General features: G+C 42.8%; 15 protein-coding genes. 11 read left to right on the plus strand and 4 right to left on the minus strand.

Going from position 1 to position 25,707, the window contains the following annotated elements:
- Positions 1 to 86 precede the first annotated feature (86 nt).
- On the minus strand, positions 87 to 8,321 hold the full coding sequence (locus tag ABTP35_RS01290) for a T9SS type B sorting domain-containing protein (protein WP_375334400.1): 8,235 nt from the start codon (positions 8,319 to 8,321) through the stop codon (positions 87 to 89).
- A 229-nt stretch (positions 8,322 to 8,550) separates the two neighbouring features.
- On the opposite strand from ABTP35_RS01290, the gene ABTP35_RS01295 reads away from it, so the two are divergent.
- Positions 8,551 to 9,669, plus strand: a complete 1,119-nt coding sequence (locus ABTP35_RS01295; protein ID WP_293294476.1) for a PQQ-dependent sugar dehydrogenase — start codon at positions 8,551 to 8,553, stop codon at positions 9,667 to 9,669.
- A gap of 8 nt (positions 9,670 to 9,677) precedes the next feature.
- Here the strand turns inward: ABTP35_RS01295 and murQ are convergent, their stop codons facing one another.
- Both murQ and ABTP35_RS01305 read right to left on the minus strand, forming a co-directional pair.
- Positions 9,678 to 10,490 (minus strand): N-acetylmuramic acid 6-phosphate etherase, encoded by an 813-nt coding sequence (gene murQ, locus ABTP35_RS01300; RefSeq protein WP_293299169.1) that lies wholly within the window; start codon positions 10,488 to 10,490, stop codon positions 9,678 to 9,680.
- A gap of 7 nt (positions 10,491 to 10,497) precedes the next feature.
- Positions 10,498 to 11,247, minus strand: coding sequence for a DeoR/GlpR family DNA-binding transcription regulator (locus ABTP35_RS01305; protein WP_224835070.1), 750 nt, complete (start codon positions 11,245 to 11,247; stop codon positions 10,498 to 10,500).
- A 179-nt stretch (positions 11,248 to 11,426) separates the two neighbouring features.
- On the opposite strand from ABTP35_RS01305, the gene nagB reads away from it, so the two are divergent.
- The 10 genes from nagB (at position 11,427) to ABTP35_RS01355 (ending at position 24,377) form a co-directional block, all read left to right on the plus strand.
- Positions 11,427 to 13,334 (plus strand): glucosamine-6-phosphate deaminase, encoded by a 1,908-nt coding sequence (gene nagB / locus ABTP35_RS01310; RefSeq protein ID WP_293294473.1) that lies wholly within the window; start codon positions 11,427 to 11,429, stop codon positions 13,332 to 13,334.
- Between the two features lie 53 nt (positions 13,335 to 13,387).
- Positions 13,388 to 15,226, plus strand: a complete 1,839-nt coding sequence (locus tag ABTP35_RS01315; protein ID WP_375334401.1) for a SusC/RagA family TonB-linked outer membrane protein — start codon at positions 13,388 to 13,390, stop codon at positions 15,224 to 15,226.
- Between the two features lie 3 nt (positions 15,227 to 15,229).
- Complete coding sequence (locus ABTP35_RS01320; protein ID WP_375334402.1) at positions 15,230 to 16,360, plus strand: outer membrane beta-barrel protein; 1,131 nt, start codon at positions 15,230 to 15,232, stop codon at positions 16,358 to 16,360.
- 17 nt (positions 16,361 to 16,377) lie between these two features.
- Complete coding sequence (locus ABTP35_RS01325) at positions 16,378 to 17,712, plus strand: hypothetical protein (protein ID WP_293294469.1); 1,335 nt, start codon at positions 16,378 to 16,380, stop codon at positions 17,710 to 17,712.
- A gap of 91 nt (positions 17,713 to 17,803) precedes the next feature.
- Complete coding sequence (locus tag ABTP35_RS01330) at positions 17,804 to 19,288, plus strand: family 10 glycosylhydrolase (protein ID WP_293294467.1); 1,485 nt, start codon at positions 17,804 to 17,806, stop codon at positions 19,286 to 19,288.
- Positions 19,289 to 19,294: 6 nt separating this feature from the next.
- Positions 19,295 to 19,777: a GNAT family N-acetyltransferase gene (locus ABTP35_RS01335; protein ID WP_293294465.1), complete on the plus strand. Its 483-nt coding sequence runs from the start codon at positions 19,295 to 19,297 to the stop codon at positions 19,775 to 19,777.
- Positions 19,774 to 21,054: an MFS transporter gene (locus ABTP35_RS01340; RefSeq protein ID WP_293294463.1), complete on the plus strand. Its 1,281-nt coding sequence runs from the start codon at positions 19,774 to 19,776 to the stop codon at positions 21,052 to 21,054. The genes ABTP35_RS01335 and ABTP35_RS01340 overlap by 4 nt, the downstream gene beginning before the upstream one ends.
- On the plus strand, positions 21,047 to 22,630 hold the full coding sequence (locus tag ABTP35_RS01345; RefSeq protein WP_293294461.1) for a glycoside hydrolase family 3 N-terminal domain-containing protein: 1,584 nt from the start codon (positions 21,047 to 21,049) through the stop codon (positions 22,628 to 22,630). The genes ABTP35_RS01340 and ABTP35_RS01345 overlap by 8 nt, the downstream gene beginning before the upstream one ends.
- On the plus strand, positions 22,627 to 23,292 hold the full coding sequence (locus tag ABTP35_RS01350) for a methyltransferase domain-containing protein (RefSeq protein WP_293294459.1): 666 nt from the start codon (positions 22,627 to 22,629) through the stop codon (positions 23,290 to 23,292). Before ABTP35_RS01345 ends, ABTP35_RS01350 begins: the two co-directional genes overlap by 4 nt.
- A complete protein-coding gene (locus ABTP35_RS01355) occupies positions 23,289 to 24,377 on the plus strand; it encodes an anhydro-N-acetylmuramic acid kinase (RefSeq protein ID WP_252079249.1) in 1,089 nt (362 codons plus the stop codon). The genes ABTP35_RS01350 and ABTP35_RS01355 overlap by 4 nt, the downstream gene beginning before the upstream one ends.
- Here the strand turns inward: ABTP35_RS01355 and ABTP35_RS01360 are convergent.
- On the minus strand, positions 24,374 to 25,588 hold the full coding sequence (locus ABTP35_RS01360) for a multidrug effflux MFS transporter (protein ID WP_224835080.1): 1,215 nt from the start codon (positions 25,586 to 25,588) through the stop codon (positions 24,374 to 24,376). The genes ABTP35_RS01355 and ABTP35_RS01360 overlap by 4 nt on opposite strands.
- Positions 25,589 to 25,707 lie beyond the last annotated feature (119 nt).

Raw genomic sequence — 25,707 nt, forward strand, 5'->3', positions numbered from 1 at the left:
CAAAAATAGAAATTTTGATGATATTTTTAACCGATACCTTTAAAACTTTTTTCTAAAATATAGGTCTACAGTTTTTGCCGATCCTTTTACTCCCGGTACAACGTAAAGTGTCCCACGAACTGTTGCTTTTCATTGTCGTTGGCATAAACCACATACCAATAATCCCCAGTGGGCAAAGGCTTACCTTCATACGTGCCATCCCATTTTTTAACTTGATCTAAGCGGGCCACCACTCTACCGTACCTATCATATATAATTACATCGATAAATGGGAAATATTCACGATTTTCCGGATACCAATAGTCGTTCATATTATCTCCATCTGGAGTAAAGAAGTTCGGCATTTCCGGCATTCCTTCAAAATCAAACGGCATTATCAGTGTTGCTTCACATCCATTTTGATCTCGCACCATAATCGTTATGTTTGAGTCAACTGTTACATTAAAGGTATTCACCTCTCCGTAGGATTCTCCTTGGAAGAAATATTCATATCCACCAAAACCACCGGTGGCAATGGCCGTAATTTCATCTGGACCGGTTTTTGTGGCTTCCAATGTGAGCGGTTCATATGCCTCTATTTCAAATTCCACAAAAGTGACACATCCGTTGGCATGGTATATATATACCGTATGCTCTCCAGCCGGAAGATCCCCGAACGTTCTTTGAGTGGTAGCCAATGCTATATCGTCCACATCTAAAGAAAACAATAAATCCGACAACTGGGACTGGTCCTCAATAGTTATGGTCGTAGTGCTATTGGGAAATATTCCCTCACAACCATATTCAACTATTGGTTCCGCAACAATATCTATCCCTATTCCTATTTCCGCAATAACATTGGTTTGACAACCATTGGCATCCCTAACAAATATGACATAGGTTTCACCTCCCTGAAGATTATCAAAGAACAAACTATCGTTTTGAACAAAATCCGCATCGTCGGCAGAATTTACACTAGTAAAATAAGGAGCGGTACCTCCGGTCACTTCAAGGGTCAGGGTTCCGTTGGCATCGCCCATACAGGTTTCGGGCGTGGTGTTGACCACTCCTGCTACCAACTCCATGGGCTGGGTAATCTCTACTGTTCTTGTTATGGTACAACCCAAATCATCTTGAATGATGATGTCGTACGTGCGAGGTGCCAAGTCCGTAAAGGTTTTTCTATTTGGATTTACTGGATCATCCCCTTCAAAAAATTCACTTAAGGTATCCGAAATGGAATATCTAATTTGTCCGGTTCCTCCACTGGCTTCAATTATAATCTGTCCATTCATATCTCCTGCACAAACTACCGGTACAGCTTCCAAATAATCCAAAACCAAAGGGTCTTTTGGTTCAATGATAATTGGATCGGATATGGCCTCGCATCCTCCACTTTGAGCAAAAACATAATACGTACCGGGATTCAACTCCCTAAAGATACCCGAGCTTTGTGCAGGACGAACAATTGTTGCAGCCGATGGAGGCAACGTATCGGAGTTTACCAAGGTATATACATAGTTTCCGATACCTCCAAAAGCTTCAGATCGAATTATTCCCGTTGCCTCTCCAGCACAATTAATGGTGGCGTTGGTCAAATCCAAATCGATTACCAAAGGTGCAGCTGGATCTAACGAGATTTGGTTGGATTTCTCAAATGGACATCCATTGGAATTTTGAACATCGTACTGGAACGGCCCTGGATCCAAGGTTATATCCGCGGCAATCTCTACGCTGGTCATTCCAGCCCCGAAAGGCACAAATGGGTCAGTGGTTCCCGATCTACGATAAAAATAATCCACTCCTGGTTCTGGATTGGTCACCGTAAGTTCCATTCTACCTAAATTTCCGCATCCCGGTGGTTGTAATTCCACTAGTTCGGCAACTACGATTTCGGGGTCTTGAATATCAATGGGAAGGGTTGTAAAACTACAGTTCCACCCATCAAAAATGGTTATGGTATATTCTCCTGCAGACAAATTGGCAAATCTCGGTGTGGTTTGAAGACCACTATTGGTACCGTCCGTAATTCTATTCAATTGATATAAGTAGTTTCCAATTCCCTGCCCTCCAGATTCGTTGAATGCTTCGATTACGGCGTTGTTATCGTTGTTACAGGCCAATGGGCTTACCACTTGGATATCTGCAGTTATTGGTGTGGGCAATGGTAGGTCAATGTCGATTGTAGATTCACAACCTCTCAAATCACGCACATTTACGGTATAGGTATCCGTAGACAAGTTTTCAAAAACGGGGTTGGTGTTCGGATAATCCACCAAAATAGTACCATCCGATGCTACCAATTGATATTCATAGGTACCCCATCCCCCATCACCAGTAGCAGTTATTTCACCAAAACCGGGCACATTACAGGTAACCGGTGATGTCTGAACCGCATTCACCGATAGCGCTCTATCGGGGGAACGAACGGTAGTAACATTACTTACCGCATCACAGAATGGAGTGTTCAAGGCTTCGATCCTGACCACCAAGTTTCCGGCAGGTACATTTTGAATAATTTCAGGGCTATTTATCGGTGCATTGGTATCAAAAGTTCCCGTGACCCCTGTGGATGTTTCAACTCCTGCATTGTCTCGTGTGAAAACCTCATAATTATAAACTCCGCTATAATTATTTATTTCCAGACTTATGGAACCGTCACTACCATTAAAACAGGTTACAGGATCTACTTCTGCGATTACCGCCTCAATATTGTTGTATTCGGGCATAGTTATCGTAGTGGTCAAGTATGTACATCCCCCACTGCCTACATCGGTTACTGCAAAAATATAATCACCTGGTGTGGAAATATCCCAGCTTACCCTATCGCTACCGCCTGAACTTCGTGCGGGCTCCGAACCTAACGGCAAGATTTCCACTTCATAATTTCCTGGACCTTCGTTCACAATAATATCAATAGAACCGGGACTTACACCTGCTCCTGAAGCATCGCAAGTAATTTGGTTCACATTGTAACTAAAGGTAATGTCTGTTGGCGTATTGATGATTACCGTGGCGGTTTCTTCACATCCATTTTGATCTCTGGCGGTCAGAATAATGGTTTGGTCCGTACCATTATCAATAACTTCAAAGGTATTGCTGGTCTGGAAATTGGTGCCATCAAATTGTGGCGTACCATCATTCATACTATACGTATAGGAACCCGAACCTGTTGGGGCGCCCGTGCCATCTCCATTATCATCGGTATAAATAGTTATGGTTGCCGTACTGAATTGATTACTGGATGGGTTACAGCTAAATTCGGTATTGACAGCATTCACCAATAATTCGGTAGGTTCATCTATAATGATGTTGCCTGTTCGATCGGAACAGCCTCTATCCGAAACCACTTCTACCTGATAGGTATCGGGCTGAAGATTATCGAACACAGGTGAACCCTGTGGTCCGGCAATAATATTTGATGTTGATCCTTGATACAAAATATAGCTGATAGGCGTATCGGTATCACTTCCCGGTTGAAGTTCCACCGTTATCGTCCCGTCATCCGCCCCAAAACAAGTAACATCGCTGCTTGGTGTCGCCGTAATCACTGGTGTGTCCACCAAAGAAACGTTTACTATGGCTTCATCGGAACACAAAGGCATAGTGTTGGAGTTTAAATCCGTTACCAGAATATTGTAATCTCCCGGTAACACGTTCGTGAAAATATTGGTGCTCTGCGCTGGACCAATATTGGTCAATGTGGCGGCATCTCTCAATTGATATTCAAAAGTGCCACTTCCCCCAGTGGTATTCACGGTTATCTCACCATCGCCTGCGTTACAGGTCGGGTACGAGGTAGCATCGGCACTGATCGCAAAGAAATCGAATACATCTGCCGTTACCGTATTGATACATCCATTACCATCCCTAACCGTGATGACGTAGCTTCCTGGATTGGGCACTATAAATGTTGTTCCGGTCTGGAATCCACTACCAATATCGTACTGAAAAGTTTCTTCTGGCAATCCCGAACCTGTTGAAAGTGGGGATACCATATTAATTTGATAACCACTTGTTGCTGTACATTGATTGACTACATCGATCACTGGGTTGGGCACCCCTGCTTCTTGAGTAACGGACAGTGTTGTGAGGGCAGTACACCCATTGGCATCCTGCACATAAAAATCATAATCGTTCGGGTACGGACCCGGTATTTCAAATGTTGTTTCGGAGGTAAATGTTACTGGCGCAGGGTCACCTGTGGGCACGTAAGCATAGGTATATGGGCCTGTACTCCCAAAACCTCTTACGGTGACCAAGGCCCCGACGTTACATGTGGCCTCCACAAAATTATCGATGGCAATGGATACCGAACTAATATCAATAAAAGCCAAAGTACTTCCACTACAACCATTAGTGTCGTCTGTAACTATAATCTGATAGTTCCCGGGTGCCAAACTTGTAAATGTATCCGTATAAGGTATGGCTTCTCCGCTGAATGATTGGGTAGAAACCGTTGTTCCCGTATCTGTATTTTGCAGGGTTACCGTAAAGTCCCCTGGTGCCGAAATTCCAGAAACTTCATAATCAATAGAACCACTGCCCGCCACATTACACGATGCAGACAAAGAGGTTGCCGCAACGGCCACGGGGTTTACAGGGCCAATTGGATCTATTTCTTGAATATAGGTACAGCCCAAAGCGTCCCTTACTTCCACAAAGTAAGTTACTCCAGGCACCACAAGTCCGGTTACATCGAAAATATCATTACCTGCTCCTGTTCCTGGGGTCCACATAGGATCTCCCACTAATCTGAATTCATAAGGCCCTGTTCCTCCCGAGGCCTGAACCCTATATGGAAATACAGTATCGGAACACAATAGCGGTGCTGCATCCAAAGGTGTAAGGTTGAGCTGGTTTTGATCAATAACTACCTGATCTCTGTCCTCACACCCTTGAGAATCTGTAGTAATTACGGTATAGTTTCCTATGGGTAGATTCGGGAAGTTTACCGTTGTACTTGCCGTTCCTGTAGAAGACGCTACCATTCCCCCAAATTCATCCACTAAAATATAATCATATGGTCCTACACCATTGTTTATGGTAGTGGATATAGACCCATTCACAGAGCCTATCGCACAAACGGCGTCTGTTGGGGTGGCTGTTGCATCTAATGGATCACTTGGTGCTATGGTTACCGAATATGCCGGACTCACACATCCTCTGCTATCCCTGATTATAAATCCACCATGCACACCAGGTCCGTAACCAGAAAATATATTTTGTGTGCTAAAGGTTGCTCCATTATCGTTACTGAACTCATATGGCGGAACGCCCTGAGTAGTGTCAGGAATCAATTCTACCAATCCACTGGTATTATCCCCACATTGAGTATCCGTGGCCACTGCCGTTCCAGCAATGGTTTCTGGCGGGGAAATGGTCACAGTATTGGTCTCTGTAGTACATCCTCTAGCATCTGTAATCAAGAACTGGAAAGTGGTATCCGAAATTATGGAACCATCGTTGGGAATATTGTACACAAAAGAGTTTCCTGCTATATTGTTGTTATCTGAAGTATATGGAGCACCATTGATGCTCACTTCATATATATCATAATCTCCGGAAGAGGTATATCCATTGCTTATATCAACCTGAATCTGACCGGGAGGTCCTGCACAATCCAATTCTTGGATAGTGGTTGCATTGGCCATTACCTGTGGTTCTATAGTTGCCGTTACGGTGTCTCTACAATCGTTGGCATCCACTACTTGAATGGTATAGGTTCCCGGGGTTAGTCCCGCAAAACTATTGCTAGCTCCCAAGGGACCTCCATTGATCCTATATTGATAGGGCGCCAAACCACCAGAAGCGTTTACCACCAACGTTGCCGCTGTAAAGTTATCGTAACAATAGTCCGATGCCACATTGTCAAGAGTCAAAGTCGGTGCAGCGAGTCGAGTCAATGTAAAACTGTCGGTCACGGTACATCCGTTGGCATCCGTTACACTTACTTGATAGGTTCCATCTTGGGACAAATTGGAGAATGTACTGCCATTTTTGGGCCCTCGAGTAGATCCATCGGGCTGGGTCAAAGTATACCGATTACCGCCCCAACCGCCAACGGTATTGACACGAACTGCTCCAATGTTTCCGTTTTGACAGCTCATATCGGTAACATCGAGACTAGCTATTGCAAATGCCGTGGCTGGTTCTTCGATGACCAAAGTTGCCGTATCGGTACAATTGGTTTCTTCATCGGTCACTAAAATTACATAACTACCGGCCGTTAATCCTGTCAAAGGAAGAATACTGCTGTTCTGGCCCGTGGTTACCGGACCTCCGTCAATACTATAACTATATGTGGTATTGAATCCATCCACCAAAAAACGTCCCTCACCATCAGAATCGCCAACACAGGTAACTACTTTGGTCTGTTGTCCTTGCACCCCAATGGAACTAATATCTGTAATGGCATAATTTTCATCATACGAACAGCCTTCATCATCGGTCACCCTAAAAGTATAGGTCCCTAATCCCAAACCTGGGAACGTGCTGCTGCCTCCATTGTTTACTGCACTGGCTGCAGGGGCGATAATCTCATAAGTATAGGTTCCCGAACCTCCTGTAACCGTTAAGTCCAAAGTGGCGGTTGTGGTGATACAATCCAAACTGGAAATACTAAAACCGATATCCGATGGCTTGTTCAAAGCATTAAAGGTGATATCGGAAAGCGCCTGTACACAGCCATTGGCATCACGAATCATTGGTGTATAAGTTCCAACTCCCAAATTGGGAAATACCGGATTTGTACTAAAACCGGCCCCAACACTATACTCATAAGGAGCCGTTCCTCCACCTACTCCCGAAATGGTGATCTGTCCTCCATTTTCGTCCAAACAGGTCGGTTCGCTGTCCGGGGTAGCTGTAGCGGTAATTGTTGACGGTGTACCGATAGTTGCCGTTTGTGGCGTTGTAGTACAGGAGAACGAGTCTTGCTCGTACCGGAGCACAACATCGTAATTTCCCGGGGCTAAATTGGAGAATACATTACTTATCTGAAAAGTAACTCCGTTATCTACACTATACAGTATTTCGTATCCAAAACCACTGGTCACATTTATGGTAATCCTTCCATCATTGGCTCCTCCGCAATTGGCATCTTCTTCTGTAAAACTAAAAATTGGCGGTGGTATATCCTCTACATCCACTGCTGCGGTTCGTTGGCATCCATTGGCATCCTCCACCAATATATTATATGTACCTGCGGTAGTTACGGAAAAGGTGGAGCTAGAGGTGTAGGTAGAACCAAATGGCCCTCCATCCACACTAAAACGGTAAGGTGCGGTTCCTCCATTGGTGACCACGTTCACATTTACAGAAGCAGCTCCACAACCAAAACTATCCGATGCGGTTGCAGAAACGGCCAAAGGACTTATACCTCCACCGATTGTTATGGAGTCACCATCAATATCGGTTGTAATGGTTTCCGAACAGTTATTGGTTTCCACCCGAATACTATATGTTCCGGGGCTTACATTTGCAAAAGTGTATGTATCCGATCCGTTAGGACCGAAGGTGTCCACAGTAACCCCATTTTTAACCAATCGATAGGTATAAAAACCCGGTACTCCGGAAACAGCGACATCTATACTGCCCAACTCGCCACTACATAAAATATCGTTAGCAGTAACATCTACATTGATGTCCAGATCATCAACGGTGACAAGATTGGAAGGAAAAACACATGCCGTAGCAGAAACATTCTTTAACCGAACGTATACTCGGTAATCGCCTGCAGCCGTGATATCAAAAAAAGGATCGTCTTGAAAAGGTCCGGCAGCACTGTTCAAGCTATATTCATAACCTGCTGGAACATTGGTCACTTCTACCCTGCCCGGATTGCCACAGATGATATCTTCTTTGATCAATTGTGGATTTAATGGGTTTAGTGTGGATTTAAAGTAAAAGTATTGACCGGAATCAACACGCACCCTAAATTCGCCTGCAGTGGAAAGATCAAATGTAGGATCCACACCTACTGTATTCCAAGTACATGCGTTATTTATTGTTGGACAATCATCTACAACTGTAGGGGCACAAGAATTGGGGTCAAGCTGTTGCCATTCGTACAAGTTTCCGGACTGACTTAATGTTAGTGTGCGGATATCACTGGTACCACACAAGAAGAATTTTGCCAAAGTGCTACCATCGTTCGGACATACCACTTCCTCGTTCGCTCCATTAATTATGGTAGCAAACATTGGAGCAGTCGCGAATAGTTCAATATCTTCGGAGGATGCTCTTTGGATCGTAGTGCTGGGAACCTTCTTTTCTGTTTTGGACTCTGTAGTGTTGGATACCAAATTAACCAGTATCCTTGTTACATTGGTCTTTGCCAAAACTGTTGAGCCGAAGATTGATATGAACACCAACAACACGACATAAAATAAATGCCTTGTTTTTTGTGGGAGCATAGGTTAAGCCTTGTTAAGAAGAACACTCAGATTTGGGGTCTTAATATTCTTTGATAGTAATTTTCTTTTCTTATATAATTCTGATTATCTTAAACACACACGGCATCAAAATATTGCCGTTAATCTATAAAATCTGTTACTTTAACGTAAAAGTATGCAAAAAATTATCCTGATCATCTATTTTTTCGTTGTACTGCTAGGTACATCTTGCGCCCAAACGTCCGATAAAGACATAAAAACTCCCAAATCCCTTGATTTTACTACGGAACTTGTCCAAGGAGGCATACAAAACCCTTGGGGAATGGTTTTTCTGTCCAACACTACCTTTTTGGTTACCGATAAGTCTGGTAAACTGATACTTAGCAAATCCGGAGAAGCCATTGAAGTTGAAAATACCCCTTCAATTTATAACCGTGGCCAAGGCGGATTAATGGATATTGAACTGCATCCCGATTATTCCCAAAATGGATGGATATATTTCTCCTTCGCTTCGGAAGAGGGAGAAGGAAAAGGTGGAAACACTGCCATTATGCGCGCAAAACTGTCCGGGTACAAAATGGTTCAACAAGAGGTATTGTACAAAGCATCACCCAATTCGACCAAAGGGCAACACTTTGGGTCACGCATAGAGTTCGACAACGATGGCTATCTATACTTTTCTGTTGGTGACAGGGGAGACAGAGATGTAAACCCCCAAGACATTACAAGAGATGGAGGCAAGATTTATCGTCTACACGATGATGGTCGGATTCCGAACGACAACCCCTTTGTAAACGAACCCAATGCAAAAAAAGCAATTTACAGTTACGGACACCGCAACCCGCAAGGCCTAGTATTGCATCCAGAAACAGGAGAACTATGGGAGCATGAACACGGCCCAAGAGGTGGTGACGAACTAAACATTGTACAAAAGGGCAAAAACTACGGATGGCCCGTTATTACTTACGGAATAAATTATAGTGGAACATCAATCACCGACGAAACCAGTAGACCGGGCATGGAACAACCCATCCATCAGTGGACACCATCCATTGCTCCGTCCGGTGTTACCATTGTTACTTCGGATAAATATCCTGATTGGCAAGGAAATCTGCTGGTCGGCTCTTTGGCATTCCAATATTTGGAACGATTGGTAGTCGAAAACAACACGGTCACCTATCGAGAAAAATTACTCGAAGGTATGGGGCGAGTCCGAAACGTGCGTCAAGCTCCGGATGGTTTTATTTATGTGGGTATCGAAGGGAAGGGAATATTCCGTTTGGTGCCCAAGTAATCGACCCACTACTTTAATGCATCGATGGCCAGCTTAACAGAACCGTATTTTTTGAGTACTTTTTCAGCTTCATCGTAACTAAGACCAAGCTCTTCCATTATGTAGCGCGTGCCCCTGTCCACCAGCTTGGTATTGCTCAACTGCATGTTCACCATTTTATTTCCTTTTACCCTGCCGATGCGAATCATTAGGGCTGTAGAAATCATGTTTAATACCAGTTTTTGACTTGTTCCGCTCTTCATTCGGGTACTTCCTGTTAAAAACTCTGGTCCAACATTTACCTCAATGGGAATATCAACGGATGTGGCCAAAGGCGAACCTGGATTGTTTGTAATTCCACCCGTAAGAATACCATGGGCCTTGGCATCGGCAATTCCACCCAAAACGTATGGTGTTGTACCCGAGGCCGCTATACCCACAAGAACATCATTTTCATTAATATCGTATTCCTTGAGGTCTTTCCAAGCCTGTTCGGTATCATCCTCGGCAAACTCCACTGCTTTTCTAATAGCTTGATCACCACCGGCAATGAGTCCGATCACCTTATCGTAGGGCATCCCGAACGTAGGTGGTATTTCGGAGGCGTCTAAAATACCTAGTCTCCCACTGGTACCTGCACCAATATAGAAAAGCCTGCCCCCTTTTTCAAAACGTTTGGCAGTCTCATCCACTATTTGGGCTACTTGCGGCAGCACCGACTCCACTGCATCTGCAATCTTTTTATCTTCGTTGTTGATGTTGGCAACTATTTCCAAGGTATCCATTTGGTCCAATCCGTCGTAATTGGATGGCTCCTCCGTAATCTTAATGTGCTTTTCTATCACTATATTATAATATTTGTATGTTCAGATTTTTAAATGCGTCCAGTTTCATGTCCCAAGGTTCCAATTCTGTTATCATTACATCAACTTCTTCTACCCCGCATATTTTATAACGTTGGGTCGACCCGATTTTTTCTGATATGCAAGGCGACACTACTTTTCTTGAACTATGTATCATAGCCTTTTTCATTTGGACTATCTCCCAATCAAATTCCGTTAACCCCTCCATGGGATGAATCGAGTTGGTTCCCAAAAAGCAGATATCCACTTTTATTTCCGACAGCATGTTGATAGCGCTGCCGCCAATGGTAATTTGTGAGTCTTTGGACAATCGGCCCCCAATAAAGATCACTTCAATATTGTCCTTGCTCAAAAGTTGAACTGCAATGGGAAGGCTCGGAGTAAAACATGTGAGTTTTATTTTCGGGGGGAGTTTTCTGGCCAGTTCCAGATTGGTTGTCCCTCCACTCAGTAAAATTACCTGTCCATCCTTAATGAGTCCAAGTGCTTTTTCCGCAATTTGCGATTTTTTTTCTAAGGAATAAATTTTTTTTCCTGTAGGATTATAATTATTAAACCCAAGAGAAACAGCTCCGCCATGCACTTTTTTTAATTGCTTGGAACTATGTAACTCCTTAATATCCCGTCGAATGGTATCCACCGAAACATTTAACCGATCGGCGATATCCGTCAGCAATATTCTGTTGTGGATTCCCACTTCATTCAATATAAACTGGTGTCTTTCTTCTTTTAACATACGTGGGATAAAGTTAAATAAATCCCAAAAACGGAACTAATAACCGCAAAATACTGCAAATAAATGCAGTTTTCAAGTGTAATTGTATATTATTTGCATTTTATTGCATTTAATGCAGTTTTTTGCATACATTTGGAATTAACTTTTCAGCATTTTGCTAGAACCTTATACATTTTGTTATGTACCAGCCTTATCAAGAAGAATTAAGATTTGAGAAAATCCACACCATTATTCATGGAAATTCTGATGTAGCTTCGTTATCCGTTGCCAACGAAATTGCCAGTTTGATCAACCAAAAACAGGAAGAAGGAAAAAAAGCCGTTTTGGGCTTGGCTACGGGCTCAACCCCTATAAAAGTTTACGATTACCTAGTTCAATTTCATAAAGAAGGACGGTTGAGCTTTAAAAATGTCATCACCTTTAACTTGGATGAGTACTTCCCAATGAAACCGGATTCCATCCATAGCTATGTGAGGTTTATGAACGAGCACCTGTTCGATCATATTGATATTGAACCACACAATATCCATATCCCAGATGGTAATATTTCCATGGACGAAATAAGAAAGTACTGTGAGGATTATGAGGAGAAAATTAAAAATGTAGGCGGAATAGACATCCAAATATTGGGTATTGGACGAACGGGTCACATTGGTTTTAACGAACCGGGATCCACATTGAACAGTAAAACCCGTCTGATCCGTTTGGACAGAATGACGAGACTCGATGCCGCAAGCGACTTCTTTGGCGAGGAAAATGTTCCCAAACGAGCCATTACCATGGGAGTCGGCACTATTATGAGTGCCCGTAAAATAATTCTTATGGCTTGGGGCGAAGGAAAGTCCAGCATTGTACAACAAGCCGTAGAGGGAAAAATAAAAGAATCGGTTCCGGCAACATTCCTTCAGCATCACGACAATTGTGATTTTGTTTTGGACGAAGCGGCTGCATCATCCCTAACCAGAAAAAAGACCCCTTGGTTGGCCACAGAGTGTGACTGGGACGATAAATTGATCAAAACCGCAACCATCTGGCTATCAGAAAAGCTTGGAAAAGCCATTCTAAAATTGACCAACGAGGACTACAACGAATACGGAATGGGCAATCTGATCGCAGAGATCGGTTCCGCAGAACAAATAAACCTAAAGGTTTTTAACCAGTTACAGCACACCATTACGGGCTGGCCAGGAGGAAAACCGAATGCAGACGATAGCCAACGTCCTGAAAGAGCACAACCGCACCCAAAAACTTCCTTGATCTTTAGTCCGCATCCAGATGATGATGTGATTTCGATGGGAGGCACCTTATTGCGCCTGGTAGATCAGGGTCACAATGTACATGTGGCATATCAAACCTCTGGGAACATTGCTGTTTTTGATGATGAAGTAATCCGCTTCTTGGATTTTGCCATAGATGTACAAAAAGACAACAAAGAGCTTAAACAAAAGATAAAGAAAGTTAGAGAATTCTTGGCCAATAAAAAGCCTGGTGAATTGGATAGCCCCGAAGTACAAGAGTTCAAAGGCCTGATCAGAAAAGGAGAGGCTTTGGCCGCTTGTAGATATTGTGGCGTACCGGAAGAGAACGCCCATTTCCAGAACCTTCCGTTCTACGAAACAGGGGCAGTTCGCAAAAAACCACTTTCCGATGAGGATGTACAGCTAACGTACGACTTGCTCAACAAATTGAAGCCGCACCAGATTTTCGCCGCCGGAGATCTGTCGGACCCACACGGAACACACAGGGTATGTCTTCAGATTATTTTTAAGGCACTGGAAAAACTAAAAGAGGACAGGGTAGATTGGATACGGAACTGTTACGTATGGCTGTACCGTGGAGCGTGGCAAGAATGGGACATTGCCGATATGGAAATGGCAGTACCGATCGGCCCCAAGGATATGGCCCGTAAGATCACTGCTATCTTTAAACATCAATCCCAAAAGGACAGCGCTATGTTCCCGGGCAACGACGATCGTGAGTTTTGGCAGCGCGCCGAACAAAGAAACAAAGACACGGCGAACAGATACAACGAGCTTGGAATGGCAGAATATGAAGCCATAGAGGGATTTGTACGCTATCATTTTTAAAGAACGAACACTAACAACTCGATAAACTAAATTCAATTAAACTACTCAATTTTATGCGAAAGCTTCATGACTATTTAGGATTGAGGTTCCGATTGGTGCTATTTGCACTCTTGGTATCAACGCTTTCCGCGTTTGGCCAGAGCCAATACACTTTTTCTGGAACCGTTACAGAAACCGGAACCAACCTTCCCTTGGCAGGTGCATCGGTTTTTATTGAAAACTCATCATTCGGCACCGTTACCGATTTTGATGGAAACTACACGTTTACTGCAACTCTTGACTCGGGTTCTTACACACTAGTGTTCAGTTCACTAGGATTTACATCACAACGAATATCCATTGATGCCGGTGGGTCAACCACTATTACCAACGACATGGCCTTGGCCGAAGACCTTTTGAGCTTGGACGAGGTAGTTGTTACAGGTAGTGGCGCCGGTGTAAACAAAAGGACTTTGGGGAACGCCATTTCTTCTGTTAAAGCCGAACAATTGGTAGAAAATGGTGCTACACAGATCGATCAGGCCATTTCGGGTAAGATCACAGGTGCATTGGTACAACAAAATTCTGGAGACCCTGCCGGAGGTATCAGTATCCGTTTAAGGGGACCAAGTACCATTGCCGGTAGTTCCGATCCGCTGTACATTATTGATGGTATCATCATTAGCAACTCAAGTAACGAGTTGGTGGACTTAGGGGGAAATGCCCAGAACAGGTTAGCCGACATTAACCCTAACGACATTGAAAAAATCGAGGTAATCAAAGGAGCTGCTGCGGCAGCTATTTATGGTTCTCGAGCAAGTAACGGTGTTGTACAGATCTTTACCAAACAAGGTAGGAGCGGTGAACCCAAGTTTACTTTTATGACCAATGCCCGTATCAATGAACTAAGAAAAGAAATTGATTACAATACAGTACCATTGGCCTGGGAAGTTCCTACGGACCGATCTAACCTGGCAACTTACGAAGTGGACCGTTACAACCTGCAAGATGAGTTGTTCGATACTGGTTTTGGTATAGAAAATTACCTATCCATGACAGGAGGTACAGAAAAAACATCATACTTCCTATCAGCTTCACACCTGGACAACGAAGGAATCATTAAAAACACCGATTTTAAAAGGTACGGTTTTAAAGCGAACATTACCCAAAAGGCTTCGGATTGGTTGGACATTACCGGTGGGTTCAACTATGTTCGCAGTGTAAGCAAGGATGTACCCAATGGTGGTATCAACAACCCATACGGTGCAATAACTGGTTATGTGTTCAGTGACAACTCAATAGACCCGTCACCGGACGAATCCGGGGTATACCCTGTAACCTCTCCATTGGTTCCAAGAACCAATCCCGCAGAAGCAGTGGCTCGTTTCGATTTCGGTCAGAAAACCAATCGTTTTATCACCAGCCTTGCTTTGGATGCAAAGTTCAACGATAACTTAAGTGCCAAATACACTTTTGGTATGGATTACTATAACCAATCGGCAACGGCATACATTCCAATTAACAATACATCTCCAAATGCCGATGGATATGCAAGAAGAGCTGATTTGAACAACTTTCAGTACAACTCTGACCTTAACGTAACTTATAGAACCGAGCTTACTGATGATATTAGGTCAACCTCTACCATTGGCGGATCTTGGCAGTATGAGGAACGCGAGAGCGTTGGCATTAACGCAACAGGGCTTCCTCCATTGGTTCAAACGGCAACAGGTGGAAGTATTTTAGAGCAAGGCGAAAGCCGTTCACAGATCTCTTATTGGGGTGCCTTCTATCAGCAATCATTCTCTTACAAGGACAAAATTTACATCAATGGTGCCGTGCGTATGGACGGAGCTTCATCTTTTGGAGAAGACGAACGTAACCAATTGTATTTTAAAGCCAGTGGTTCTTAAGTAATGTCGGATGAGGAATTTTGGCAAAACACCTTTGGTGACGCTTTCAACATCTTTAAAGTTAGGGCATCTTGGGGTCAGGCAGGTAACCTTACCGCACTTGGCGCCTATTCAAGATTTACGAATTACAATCCATCAGCATTGACCGGAGCAGTTAGTCTTACTCCAAGCACACTTCTTGGTAATGCCGATCTAAAACCCGAAAGACAAGATGAGTTCGAATTAGGTTTCGATTCAGGCTTTATGAACAACCGCTTAGGTATCGAGTTCACTTATTACAAACAAAAAGTAACCGATTTGCTACTGCAAAGGGTACTTGGCCCATCGAGTGGGTTTGGTTCTCGTTTTGAAAACGTTGGTAACTTGGAAAATACCGGTGTTGAAATACTATTGAGAGGAACCCCGATCAAGTCCCAAGATTTTAACTGGGATGTGACCGCTACTTTCTCCAAAAACAAAAACGAGGTTACCAATGTTGCCGGAGGTGGAAGAATTGCGCTTGGAGGAAGTTTCTCCACCAACTACGTAATCGAAGGTGAGCCATTGGGTGTATTCTATCGTCAGTTCTACGCAAGAAACGAGGATGGTTCCATTGCTTTGGATGAAAATGGATACCCATACAGAGGTACAACCGAAGAAGGTGAAGCATCCAAGGTAATCGGTGATCCAAATCCAGATTGGTTTGGTTCTATAATCAACGAATTCTCCTATAAAGATTTCGGTCTTAGAGTTCAATTCGACGCCATCCAAGGCTACGATGTTTTCAACTGGAACAGAAGATTGATGGATAACGTAATCTTTGGTGGAGGTGCACAAGTTGGTGCAGAATTGTTAGGTGAGCTTCCCAAAGGATATGGTAGTGCACAAGCTAACATCTTCGAAGAGTTCGTTGAAGATGGTTCTTTTGTAAAACTTAGAGAGGTTGCTTTGAGCTACACCCTTAAACCAAAATGGGATTATATAGACAATGTGAAGTTCAGCCTGGTAGGACGTAACCTGATCTCTTGGGACGACTATTCCGGATGGGACCCAGAAGTAAGTGCTGCCGGACAAAGCAACGGTGTAAGAGGATTTGATTTTGCTACGGTACCAATACCGAGAACCTACCAGTTAGGTGTAAACGTAAGCTTCTAATCTTAAAAAAATTGACAATGAAATTTTATAGATATTCTACATATAAGCTGATGTTCCTGCTAACCACCGTATTGGCAATCACATCGTGCGAAACAGACTTTGACAATCCAAATGCCGCTGCAAGTGATCAAGTTTTCACTTCCAGGGAAGGGATTTTGGCCACTACCATTGGAATGCAGGAACTGTATTCCACTACCGGTATGCGATATATTATCGAAACTCCCGCGATCACTACAAGAGAAGGAGGAATAACCACTACTTTCCAAAACATGATTGACCTGGAAGACGGTGGGGACATCCCTAACACCAATTCCAATGTAGTGGGATTGTGGACAACAATGCTAAGAGTAGTGGGAATTGCCGAGGACATTGCAGCAAATGCTGCCGAACTCGATATCGATGCAGGGACCAAAAGTGGTTTGATCGCCAATGCGAAACTATTTCACGCCATGAGCATTGGAGCCATGGCTCAGAACTATGAGCAAGTAATTGTGGCGACTTCCGAGGACAACCCTCCTTTCATTTCAAGAATTGAAGGGTACAACACCGCGATCACCTTGTTGAACGAAGCCAAGAGTGCCATCGCTGCAAATCCGATTTCTGCAGAGTTCGAAGCAGAGGTTTTAAGAGGGGATATTGATTTGGAGAACACCATAAATGCCATGTTGGCCAGATTTAATCTGTTCGCGGGCAACTACGATGCGGCCATTGCTGCAGCATCCGAAGTGGACCAAACCTCTGGTTCTGTTTTTACCTACGATACTCAAAACCTTAATCCAATTTGGAGCAGGGTTTACCAGAACAGCGCTCCGAACTTTAAACCACAGGACAATTTTGGGTTGCCAGCTAGTTTTGTATTCGAGGATGGTGACGGCAGATTTGACTTTTACATGGTTCCTTTGGATGAATTGAACCAAAACCAATTCCCGATCGAAGATTTGGCAGGTTTCTTTGATGCAGACACAGGATCTATTCCAATTTATCTACCGGACGAGATGAACCTTATTATTGCCGAGGCCAATCTTAGAAAATCATCCCCCGATACCGGTGCTGCTGTTACTGCTCTAAATTTAGTGCTAACCGATACCGATGATGTTTTTGGGGTAAATGCCAACGTATCTGCTTATGATGGGGATACTTCGGTTGCCGTATTGTTGGACGAGATATACAAAAACAGAAGAGCAGAACTGTTCTTAACAGGAATGAGTTTGGAAGATAGCCGACGATTTGGAAGACCCGACCCGACCCCTACAGTTCAAAATTTTGACGAAGAACGTAATAGAAACTTTTATCCTTACCCTAACACGGAAAGAGATAATAACACCAATACACCAGATGACCCAGCCATCTGATACAATTTTGTTTTAAGTTGTTAGTTGTTTAATTTAATCTTGCAAAAAGGCCTACATTTAGTGCATACGTAGGCCTTTTTTTTTCGCTTATATGTTTCGAATTCTATACATAATCCCAGTTTTTATTTTTCTTTCCTGTGCTACCACCAAAGCCCCAAAAGAAGAATTTAGAGGTGTTTGGGTTGCCACTGTGGCCAATATCGATTGGCCCAAAAATCCTAATGACGAAGTAATCAAGAAAAAAAAGGATTACATCCAAATCTTGGACTTCTACCAAAAAATGAACTTCAACGCGTCCATTGTTCAAGTTAGGACCGCAGGAGATGCCCTCTACCCTACTGATTTAGCACCGTGGTCCAGGTATCTGACCGGTAAGGAAGGAGAGGCTCCAAAAGAGTTCGATGGACCGCTAAAATGGATGATCGAAGAAACACACAAACGAGGTATGGAATTTCATGCGTGGCTCAATCCGTACAGAGCTACAGTTAGCTTGGATACCACCCAGCTCTCACAAAAGCACGACTTTTTCCAACATCCCGATTGGATCATCAAATACGGAAAAAAATATTACTACAACCCCGGACTGCCAGCGGTACGGGAAAAATTCAATCAAATCATTGAAGAACTGGTCACCAATTATGAAATAGATGCCATTCATTTTGATGATTATTTCTACCCCTACAAAGTAGAAGGGGAAACTTTTGATGATACCAAAAGCTATAAAAAATATGGATTGCCGGGCCAGTCTTTGGAAGATTGGAGAAGAAGCAATGTGGATTCCTTGGTGAAGGATGTGCACAAAACCATCAAAAAACATAAACCTTGGGTACAGTTCGGCATTAGTCCATTTGGCGTTTGGAAAAACAAAAGTACCGACCCTTTGGGCTCCGATACCAAAGCCGGACAAACCACCTATGAAGACCTATATGCCGACCCCTTACTTTGGGTTCAAGAAGGTTGGCTGGATTATTTAGCGCCCCAAGTGTATTGGAGCATGGATTACCCCGTGGCATCACATAAGATTATCACATCTTGGTGGGCCAAAAACACACCCAACACCAATCTATACGTGGGCAATGGCACGTACAAAATCAAAAATAATACGGACAAGGCTTGGAAGAAAAACAATGAAATTCCCAAGCAGTTGCATTTTGCCCGGGATTTGGATAACATTGACGGTAATATCTTTTTCAGCGCAAAATCCTTGATCGGTCAGCACGAAAAGGTCAACAAAAAACTCCAAAAGAAATTTTACAATCTGCCCGCAAAAAATCCAGGGCCATTAAATCGTGTAGTGCGTGTAGTTCAACTTCCCGCTATCAAATCAGTCGAAGTCAGCAATACAATCATCGATCTATGTGTTTCCCATACGGATAATGTTCCTCGTTTTATAAACCTTTACGTTGTAAAACAAGGCAAAACAGAACTCATTGGAAAAGAATACCTTTCCGAAAGTGATGTAGAAGGGTGTTATCAATTCAATATTACAAAAAAACATCTACGAAAAGATTTAGTAATCAACATAAGTGATGCATACGGTAACGAAAGCGCTGTGCAGCCACTAAATTTAAAATAGACCCTCATGCACGATATGCTTGTTCGACTTTTGGACCTTCCCGACATTTCTGAGGCGGAAAAAAACCTCTTCGAAAATCACGGCATAATATTCAAAAGGCCCATTAGTCCCGAAAAAAGTATTGTTGTGGATTGGACAAAGAAGTATTTCAGCAAAAATTGGGCGGACGAAACAGAAGTTGCCTTTGCCTCCAAGCCCGTAAACTGCTTTATTGCTCAGCGTGGACAGGAAATTTTAGGTTTCGCTTGTTTTGAAAGTACCGCCAAGAATTTTTTTGGCCCTACCGGTGTCCTAACCGACCAAAGAGGTAAAGGCATTGGTAAAATATTACTGATAAAGGCACTTATGGCCCTCAAAAATATGGGATACACCTATGCAATTATTGGAGGGGTCGGCCCTGCTGGCTATTATGAACAGGCCGTAGGCGCCAAGATCATAGAAAAGTCGGAAAAAAGTATTTATCAAAATCTATTAAAACAGCCTAAATGAATGTAGCTCCAAAAGATAAAAACGCTTGGTTGTGGATTCCTTTTTTATATTTCACTCAGGGAATCCCATACATTCTAGTGGTAACCGTTTCAGTAATTATGTACAAACGATTGGGCATTGGAAATGCAGAAATCGGCCTGTACACAAGTTGGTTATATCTGCCATGGGTAATAAAACCATTATGGAGCCCCTTGGTGGACATTAATGGTACCAAACGAAAGTGGTTCTTGGCCATGCAATTGATTATTTCGTTGGCATTTTTGGGAATCGGACTTTTTCTACCGTCCAACTCGTTCTTTATTATCACCTTAGCATTTTTTTGGATGGCTGCTTTTGCATCGGCCACAAACGACATTGCCTCCGATGGGTATTATATGATCGGCCTTACACAGAAAAAACAGTCGTTTTTTATAGGACTTCGCAGCACTTTTTACCGTTTGGCCATGGTTACCGGACAAGGGCTTTTGGTAATCTTTGCCGGTTTTCTGGAAAATAAATACGGGGACAATACCAAAGCATGGTCCATTACAATGATCTGCGCTGCTGTTTTAATGATCGCTTTGACCATATCCAACTTTTTTACCGCACCAAAATTTGAAGAGCCTGTCTCGCGATCGGATGAAAAACCTGCTGGATTTTTCGAAGTATTCGCCACCTTTTTTAGAAAACATCAAATCGGGGTAGCATTGCTGTTTATCCTAACCTATCGCTTGGGGGAATCCCAATTAGTTAAGATGGCTTCTCCCTTTTTACTGGACGGACTGGAAATGGGCGGATTGGCCTATTCCACCGAAGCCGTGGGCACCATTTATGGCACCGTAGGCGTAATTATGCTATCACTTGGCGGCATTTTGGGCGGTATTTTAATATCTCGGGATGGCCTAAAAAAATGGATGCTTCCCATGCTGCTCGCACTAAATTTGCCCAACGCGCTGTATGCATTGTTGGCAGTAACACAAACGACCAGTATTTACGCAGTGGTGGGCACCGTTATCATAGAACAATTTGGTTATGGTTTCGGCTTTGCAGCATTTATGATGTACCTCATCTATGTGGCAGAAGGAGCTTCGAAAACATCGCACTATGCCATAGCGACCGGTTTTATGGCTCTTGGTATGATGCTGCCCGGAATGCTAAGCGGCTACATACAAGAATGGTTGGGTTATGATGGCTTCTTTATATGGGTGGTAATTGCCGCCTTGCCGGCTTTTATTGTGCTTCGTTATTTAAAATACCCTGCCGATTACGGCAAAAAAACTACCGATTCTAATGATTGATACCCATAGAACATACACACTTACCTCTGAACAACTTTCTTTACAACAGAAGGTAGGGCAATTATTTATGCCTGCCGTATTCATCAACGATACCGAGGAAGAGGTTCAAAAAATGGAAAAAATGATCAAGGATCACCATGTAGGATCCATTTGTTTTTTCCACAGCAGGGCCAGTGCCGCAACCAACTTCGAAGGCAAGAAAAAAGTGGTGCACAACGAAAAAAGCTATGATCGGTTATTGGAGCTAATAGACCGATACCAAAAAGCCGCTCAAATTCCGCTCATCATAGCCATCGATGCTGAATGGGGACTTGCCATGCGCATCGAGAACACACCACAATTTCCTTATGCGATCACATTGGGCGCCCTGAACAATAACAACGAACTTATTTATAAAGTGGGAGAAGCCATCGGGAAAGATTGTAAACATGCGGGCATCCAATGGAATTTGGCCCCCGTGGTCGATATCAACAACAATCCGGAAAATCCTGTTATTGGGTATCGGTCTTTCGGGGACGATAGGGATAGTGTACTCTCCAAGGCAGAAGCATTTCTAAAGGGAATGTCGGAAAATGGGACTCTTAACTCCATTAAACACTTTCCCGGGCATGGCGATACGGCCACCGACTCCCATTTGGGACTGCCTGTTATCGATAAACCCTTGGATGATCTATTGAAGAATGAACTATATCCTTTTAAAAAACTGATAGATAAAGGGGTCGACTCCGTTATGGTAGGGCATTTGCTCTTGCCACAGATAGATCCCGATCACCCATCCACTACATCATCAAAGATTATTTCCGAGCTACTCCGAAAAGAGTTGGGTTTTAATGGCGTAGTAATTTCCGATGCACTAAATATGCATGCCGTATCCAAAAAGTTCGTTGAAAAAGGGGCGTTGGAAGCGGCTGCGTTTTCTGCTGGTATGGATGTACTATGCTTTACCGAAAATGTGGCGGAAGGCATTACAAGAATCATAAATAATTCAACTAAAAAACAAATAGAACAAAGCTTTGAAAGGGTTTGGGCATTAAAACAGAAAGTTTTCGCCCCAAATACCGCTGTGCAAGCTTCGAATGGGGATACTGTCCAATTAAACAAAGAAATCGCCCAAAATACCATTACGGAGCTTTATGGCAATCCACTCCTGGCAGAAGAAATCAAATCCTCCAACTTCTTGAATGTTTCTATAAGTTCTGGAAAAAAGAACCACTTTGCGGAACAGATAGCGGCACATTCGGGAATACAAGCCATAGATTTGGATACTGCATTGGCATCGGATAAAAAAAATGCCTTGCTGAGTATATTTCCACCCGCTGTAAAACCTAAAGATTTTTTTGGGTTTGATAAGAAGACATTGGCGTTGATCCATAGACTGATTCAAGAAAAAAACATCTTGATCTACCATTTTGGCAACCCTTACGTGCTCGATATTTTACAATTGGCAGCGAATTCCAATGTAGCATTGATCTATCAGGATTTTCCAGAATTCCAAGAAGTTGCCGTTGAACACTTTTTAGGAAAAATAGAAGCTAAAGGATCGCTTCCCATTCAATTGAAAACATTCCAGCTATGAGTGATGAAATCAAAAAATCTTGGCATAAAAATGCCGAAGAATGGGTGAAAATTATTCAAAACAACGCAATTCCATCAAGAAAATATACGAATACGGCCATTCTCGACACACTAAAATCTTTGGATGGTGACTCCTTGGCGGACATTGGCTGCGGAGAAGGTTGGTTATCGCGGGAAATGCACACCTTGGGTTGGAAAACTACAGGAGTAGATGCAATACCAGGCTTAATCGAGCAAGCAAAAAAACAAGGTAACCAATCTTTTGAAGTGTTCACTTTTGAGGATATTATTGACGGAAAAGCAATTCCAAATGCACCTTTTGATGTTGGAGTCTTCAATTTTTGCCTGTATCTAAAAGATGGAACACAAGAGTTGTTTTCCAATACTTTAAAGCAATTAAAAGCAAACGGCGCCATTGTGATTCAGACTTTGCACCCCTATTTTTTGATTGAAAACGGTCTACCATATCAAAGTCAATGGCTCTCCGATTCTTGGAAAGGCCTGCCGGGCAACTTTACCGACGGACATTCTTGGTATGCTCGGACCATGGAAGATTGGATCGAGGTATTAAATATGGTTGAGCAGAGTAAATTTAGTTTTAAAGAAATCTTGAATAATGAACACAAGCCGATTTCTTTAATCATAAAAATAAGTAAGATATGAACACGTATAAAGTCTTGGGACTAATGTCCGGTACTTCTTTGGACGGTCTCGATATTGCCTATTGTCATATTTGGGAAGAGGCCGGAAAATGGAATTTTTCCATTAAAGAAACCGCAGAAATAGATTATTCCGACAAAATGCGGGAACATCTTAAAAACGCCATCCACCTTTCCGAAGAAGACCACGATCAATTGCACAAAGATTATGGAATTTTTTTAGGGCAAAAGACCAAGGAGTTTATAGAAAACTTGAAAGGAGATGTGGATTTTATTGCAAGTCATGGACATACTTCCCATCACAGACCGGAAGAAGGGATTACGTTTCAACTTGGCGATGGTCAACTATTGGCCAACACTTCCGGAAAAAAGGTAGTGTGCGACTTTAGAACTAAAGATGTGTCCCTAAAGGGACAAGGAGCTCCCTTGGTACCCATTGGTGATGAGCTTTTGTTCCATGAGTATGACTTTTGTCTGAATTTGGGCGGCATCAGCAATATTTCTTTTAAAAAGGACGGTAAACGTATAGCCTATGATATTGGTTTGGCCAATATGCCCTTGAACTTTATTACCCATAAAATGGGTATGGCCTATGACGAAGATGGAAAATTGGCACGTTCTGGAAAACTGGACCGAACCATGCTGGACAAACTGAACAACTTGGAGTACTACCAACTGCCCAATCCCAAATCCACGGGCTTTGAATGGTTTTCCTCCGAGATTCTACCAATAATAGAAAGCTCAAAAGCTTCCAATAAAGACCTGTTGCACACATTTATCCACCATAATTGCGAACAAATTGCAAATGCAGTACATCTGCACAAGAACAGTAGCGAAACTGACACCAAATTGTTTGCTACGGGAGGGGGTGCACTTAACTCTTTCTTTATCGAAACGCTTCAAGAAAAGTTGGGCAGGGAAATCCAAGTTGTTGTACCTAGCAAAACTTTGATCGCTTATAAGGAAGCCTTGGTTTTTGCTTTAATGGGCGTTTTACGGCTAGAAGGTAAAACAAACGTATTAAAGTCAGTTACCGGTGCAACGGAGGATTCTTGCAGTGGTGAAATATTCATGCCCGCAAAGGTTTAAGTCGTAGCTACCCTTTTTCTTTTAGGTTTGTTCACCCAAAGAAAAATGGTCAATGCGCACAATCCGCAAATGGCCAGACCGGCAAATAAAGGCCAAACCGTGTCTTTTACGAATTCACCGATAAAAGTGGCTATAGGTATGGACAGTAGAGTGGATACAAATCCGTTAATAGCAGCACCGATACCAGCAATATGACCGATAGGCTCCATGGCAATGGATCGGAAATTTCCCCACATAAACCCAAGACAGAAAAACTGGATGGAAAGAAACCCTACCAAAATATAAATGCTGGGATTTGGTGAGTTCAAAAACAAAATGGAATACAAAATGGCAATAACACAAAAGGCTATAGTGGCCATAAGCGAAAGTTTCCGCATTCCAAAACGCATAACCAGAGTTCCGTTTAAAAAAGTTGAAAGACCTATGGAAATGGCCAATCCTGCAAAAATGTATGGAAACATTTCCTTGAGTGCGTATTGATCTTCAAAAATATGCTGGGCAGAACTTAAATACACCAAAAATGCTCCGGTCACCAGTCCCGATGTCAATGTAAAGGCAACCGTTTCCCTATGTTTGATAAATTCGCGAACACCATCGATAAACACATGCTTAGTGAACGGTATTTTATATTGTGGATGTAAAGTTTCCTTTTGACGTTTCCAAAACCAAATAGCAACAATAAGTACAAATACCAATTGAACATAGAAGATGGCCTTCCACCCGGCAGCATCCAAGATAAGCTTACCAATGGCAGGAGCCACGACCGGTACCAGAATAAAGAAAGCAACCACAAAAGACATAATTTTTGCCATGTAGTCTCCTTCGTAGGTATCCCGAATTATAGAGATGGAAATGGTTCTTGGAGCGGAAAGTCCAATACCCTGTAAAATTCTTCCGACCACCATAATTTCCAACGAGGGCGCATATAAACAAATAATACTTGCCACTAAAAATATTACGAAACCGACATAAACCACCGGTTTTCTCCCAAAACTATCGGATATGGGGCCAAAAAATAATTGTCCCAGACCAAGACCCAAGAAAATCATGGTGACCAATAACTGGTTATCCGTTGGGTCGGTACTATTAATAGCTTCTCCGATATTGGAAATGGCAGGCAAAATGGCATCTATGGCCAAGGCCACGATGGACATTAAAGCAGCCATCATGGCCACAAACTCAAAATTGGGTTTTTGATTTTGTTTTTGCATCCGGCAAAATTAGTGATACCCAATGGATCGCTAAAGCTTTTAAGAAAGGTTTAATGTTATGGAAACACTTATAACGTTGTAGTTAAAAATAAGTAAAATCAATCCTTGGAATTTTCTCT

Source organism: Flagellimonas alginilytica, from assembly GCF_042134605.1.
GTDB classification, from domain to species: Bacteria; Bacteroidota; Bacteroidia; order Flavobacteriales; family Flavobacteriaceae; genus Flagellimonas; species Flagellimonas alginolytica.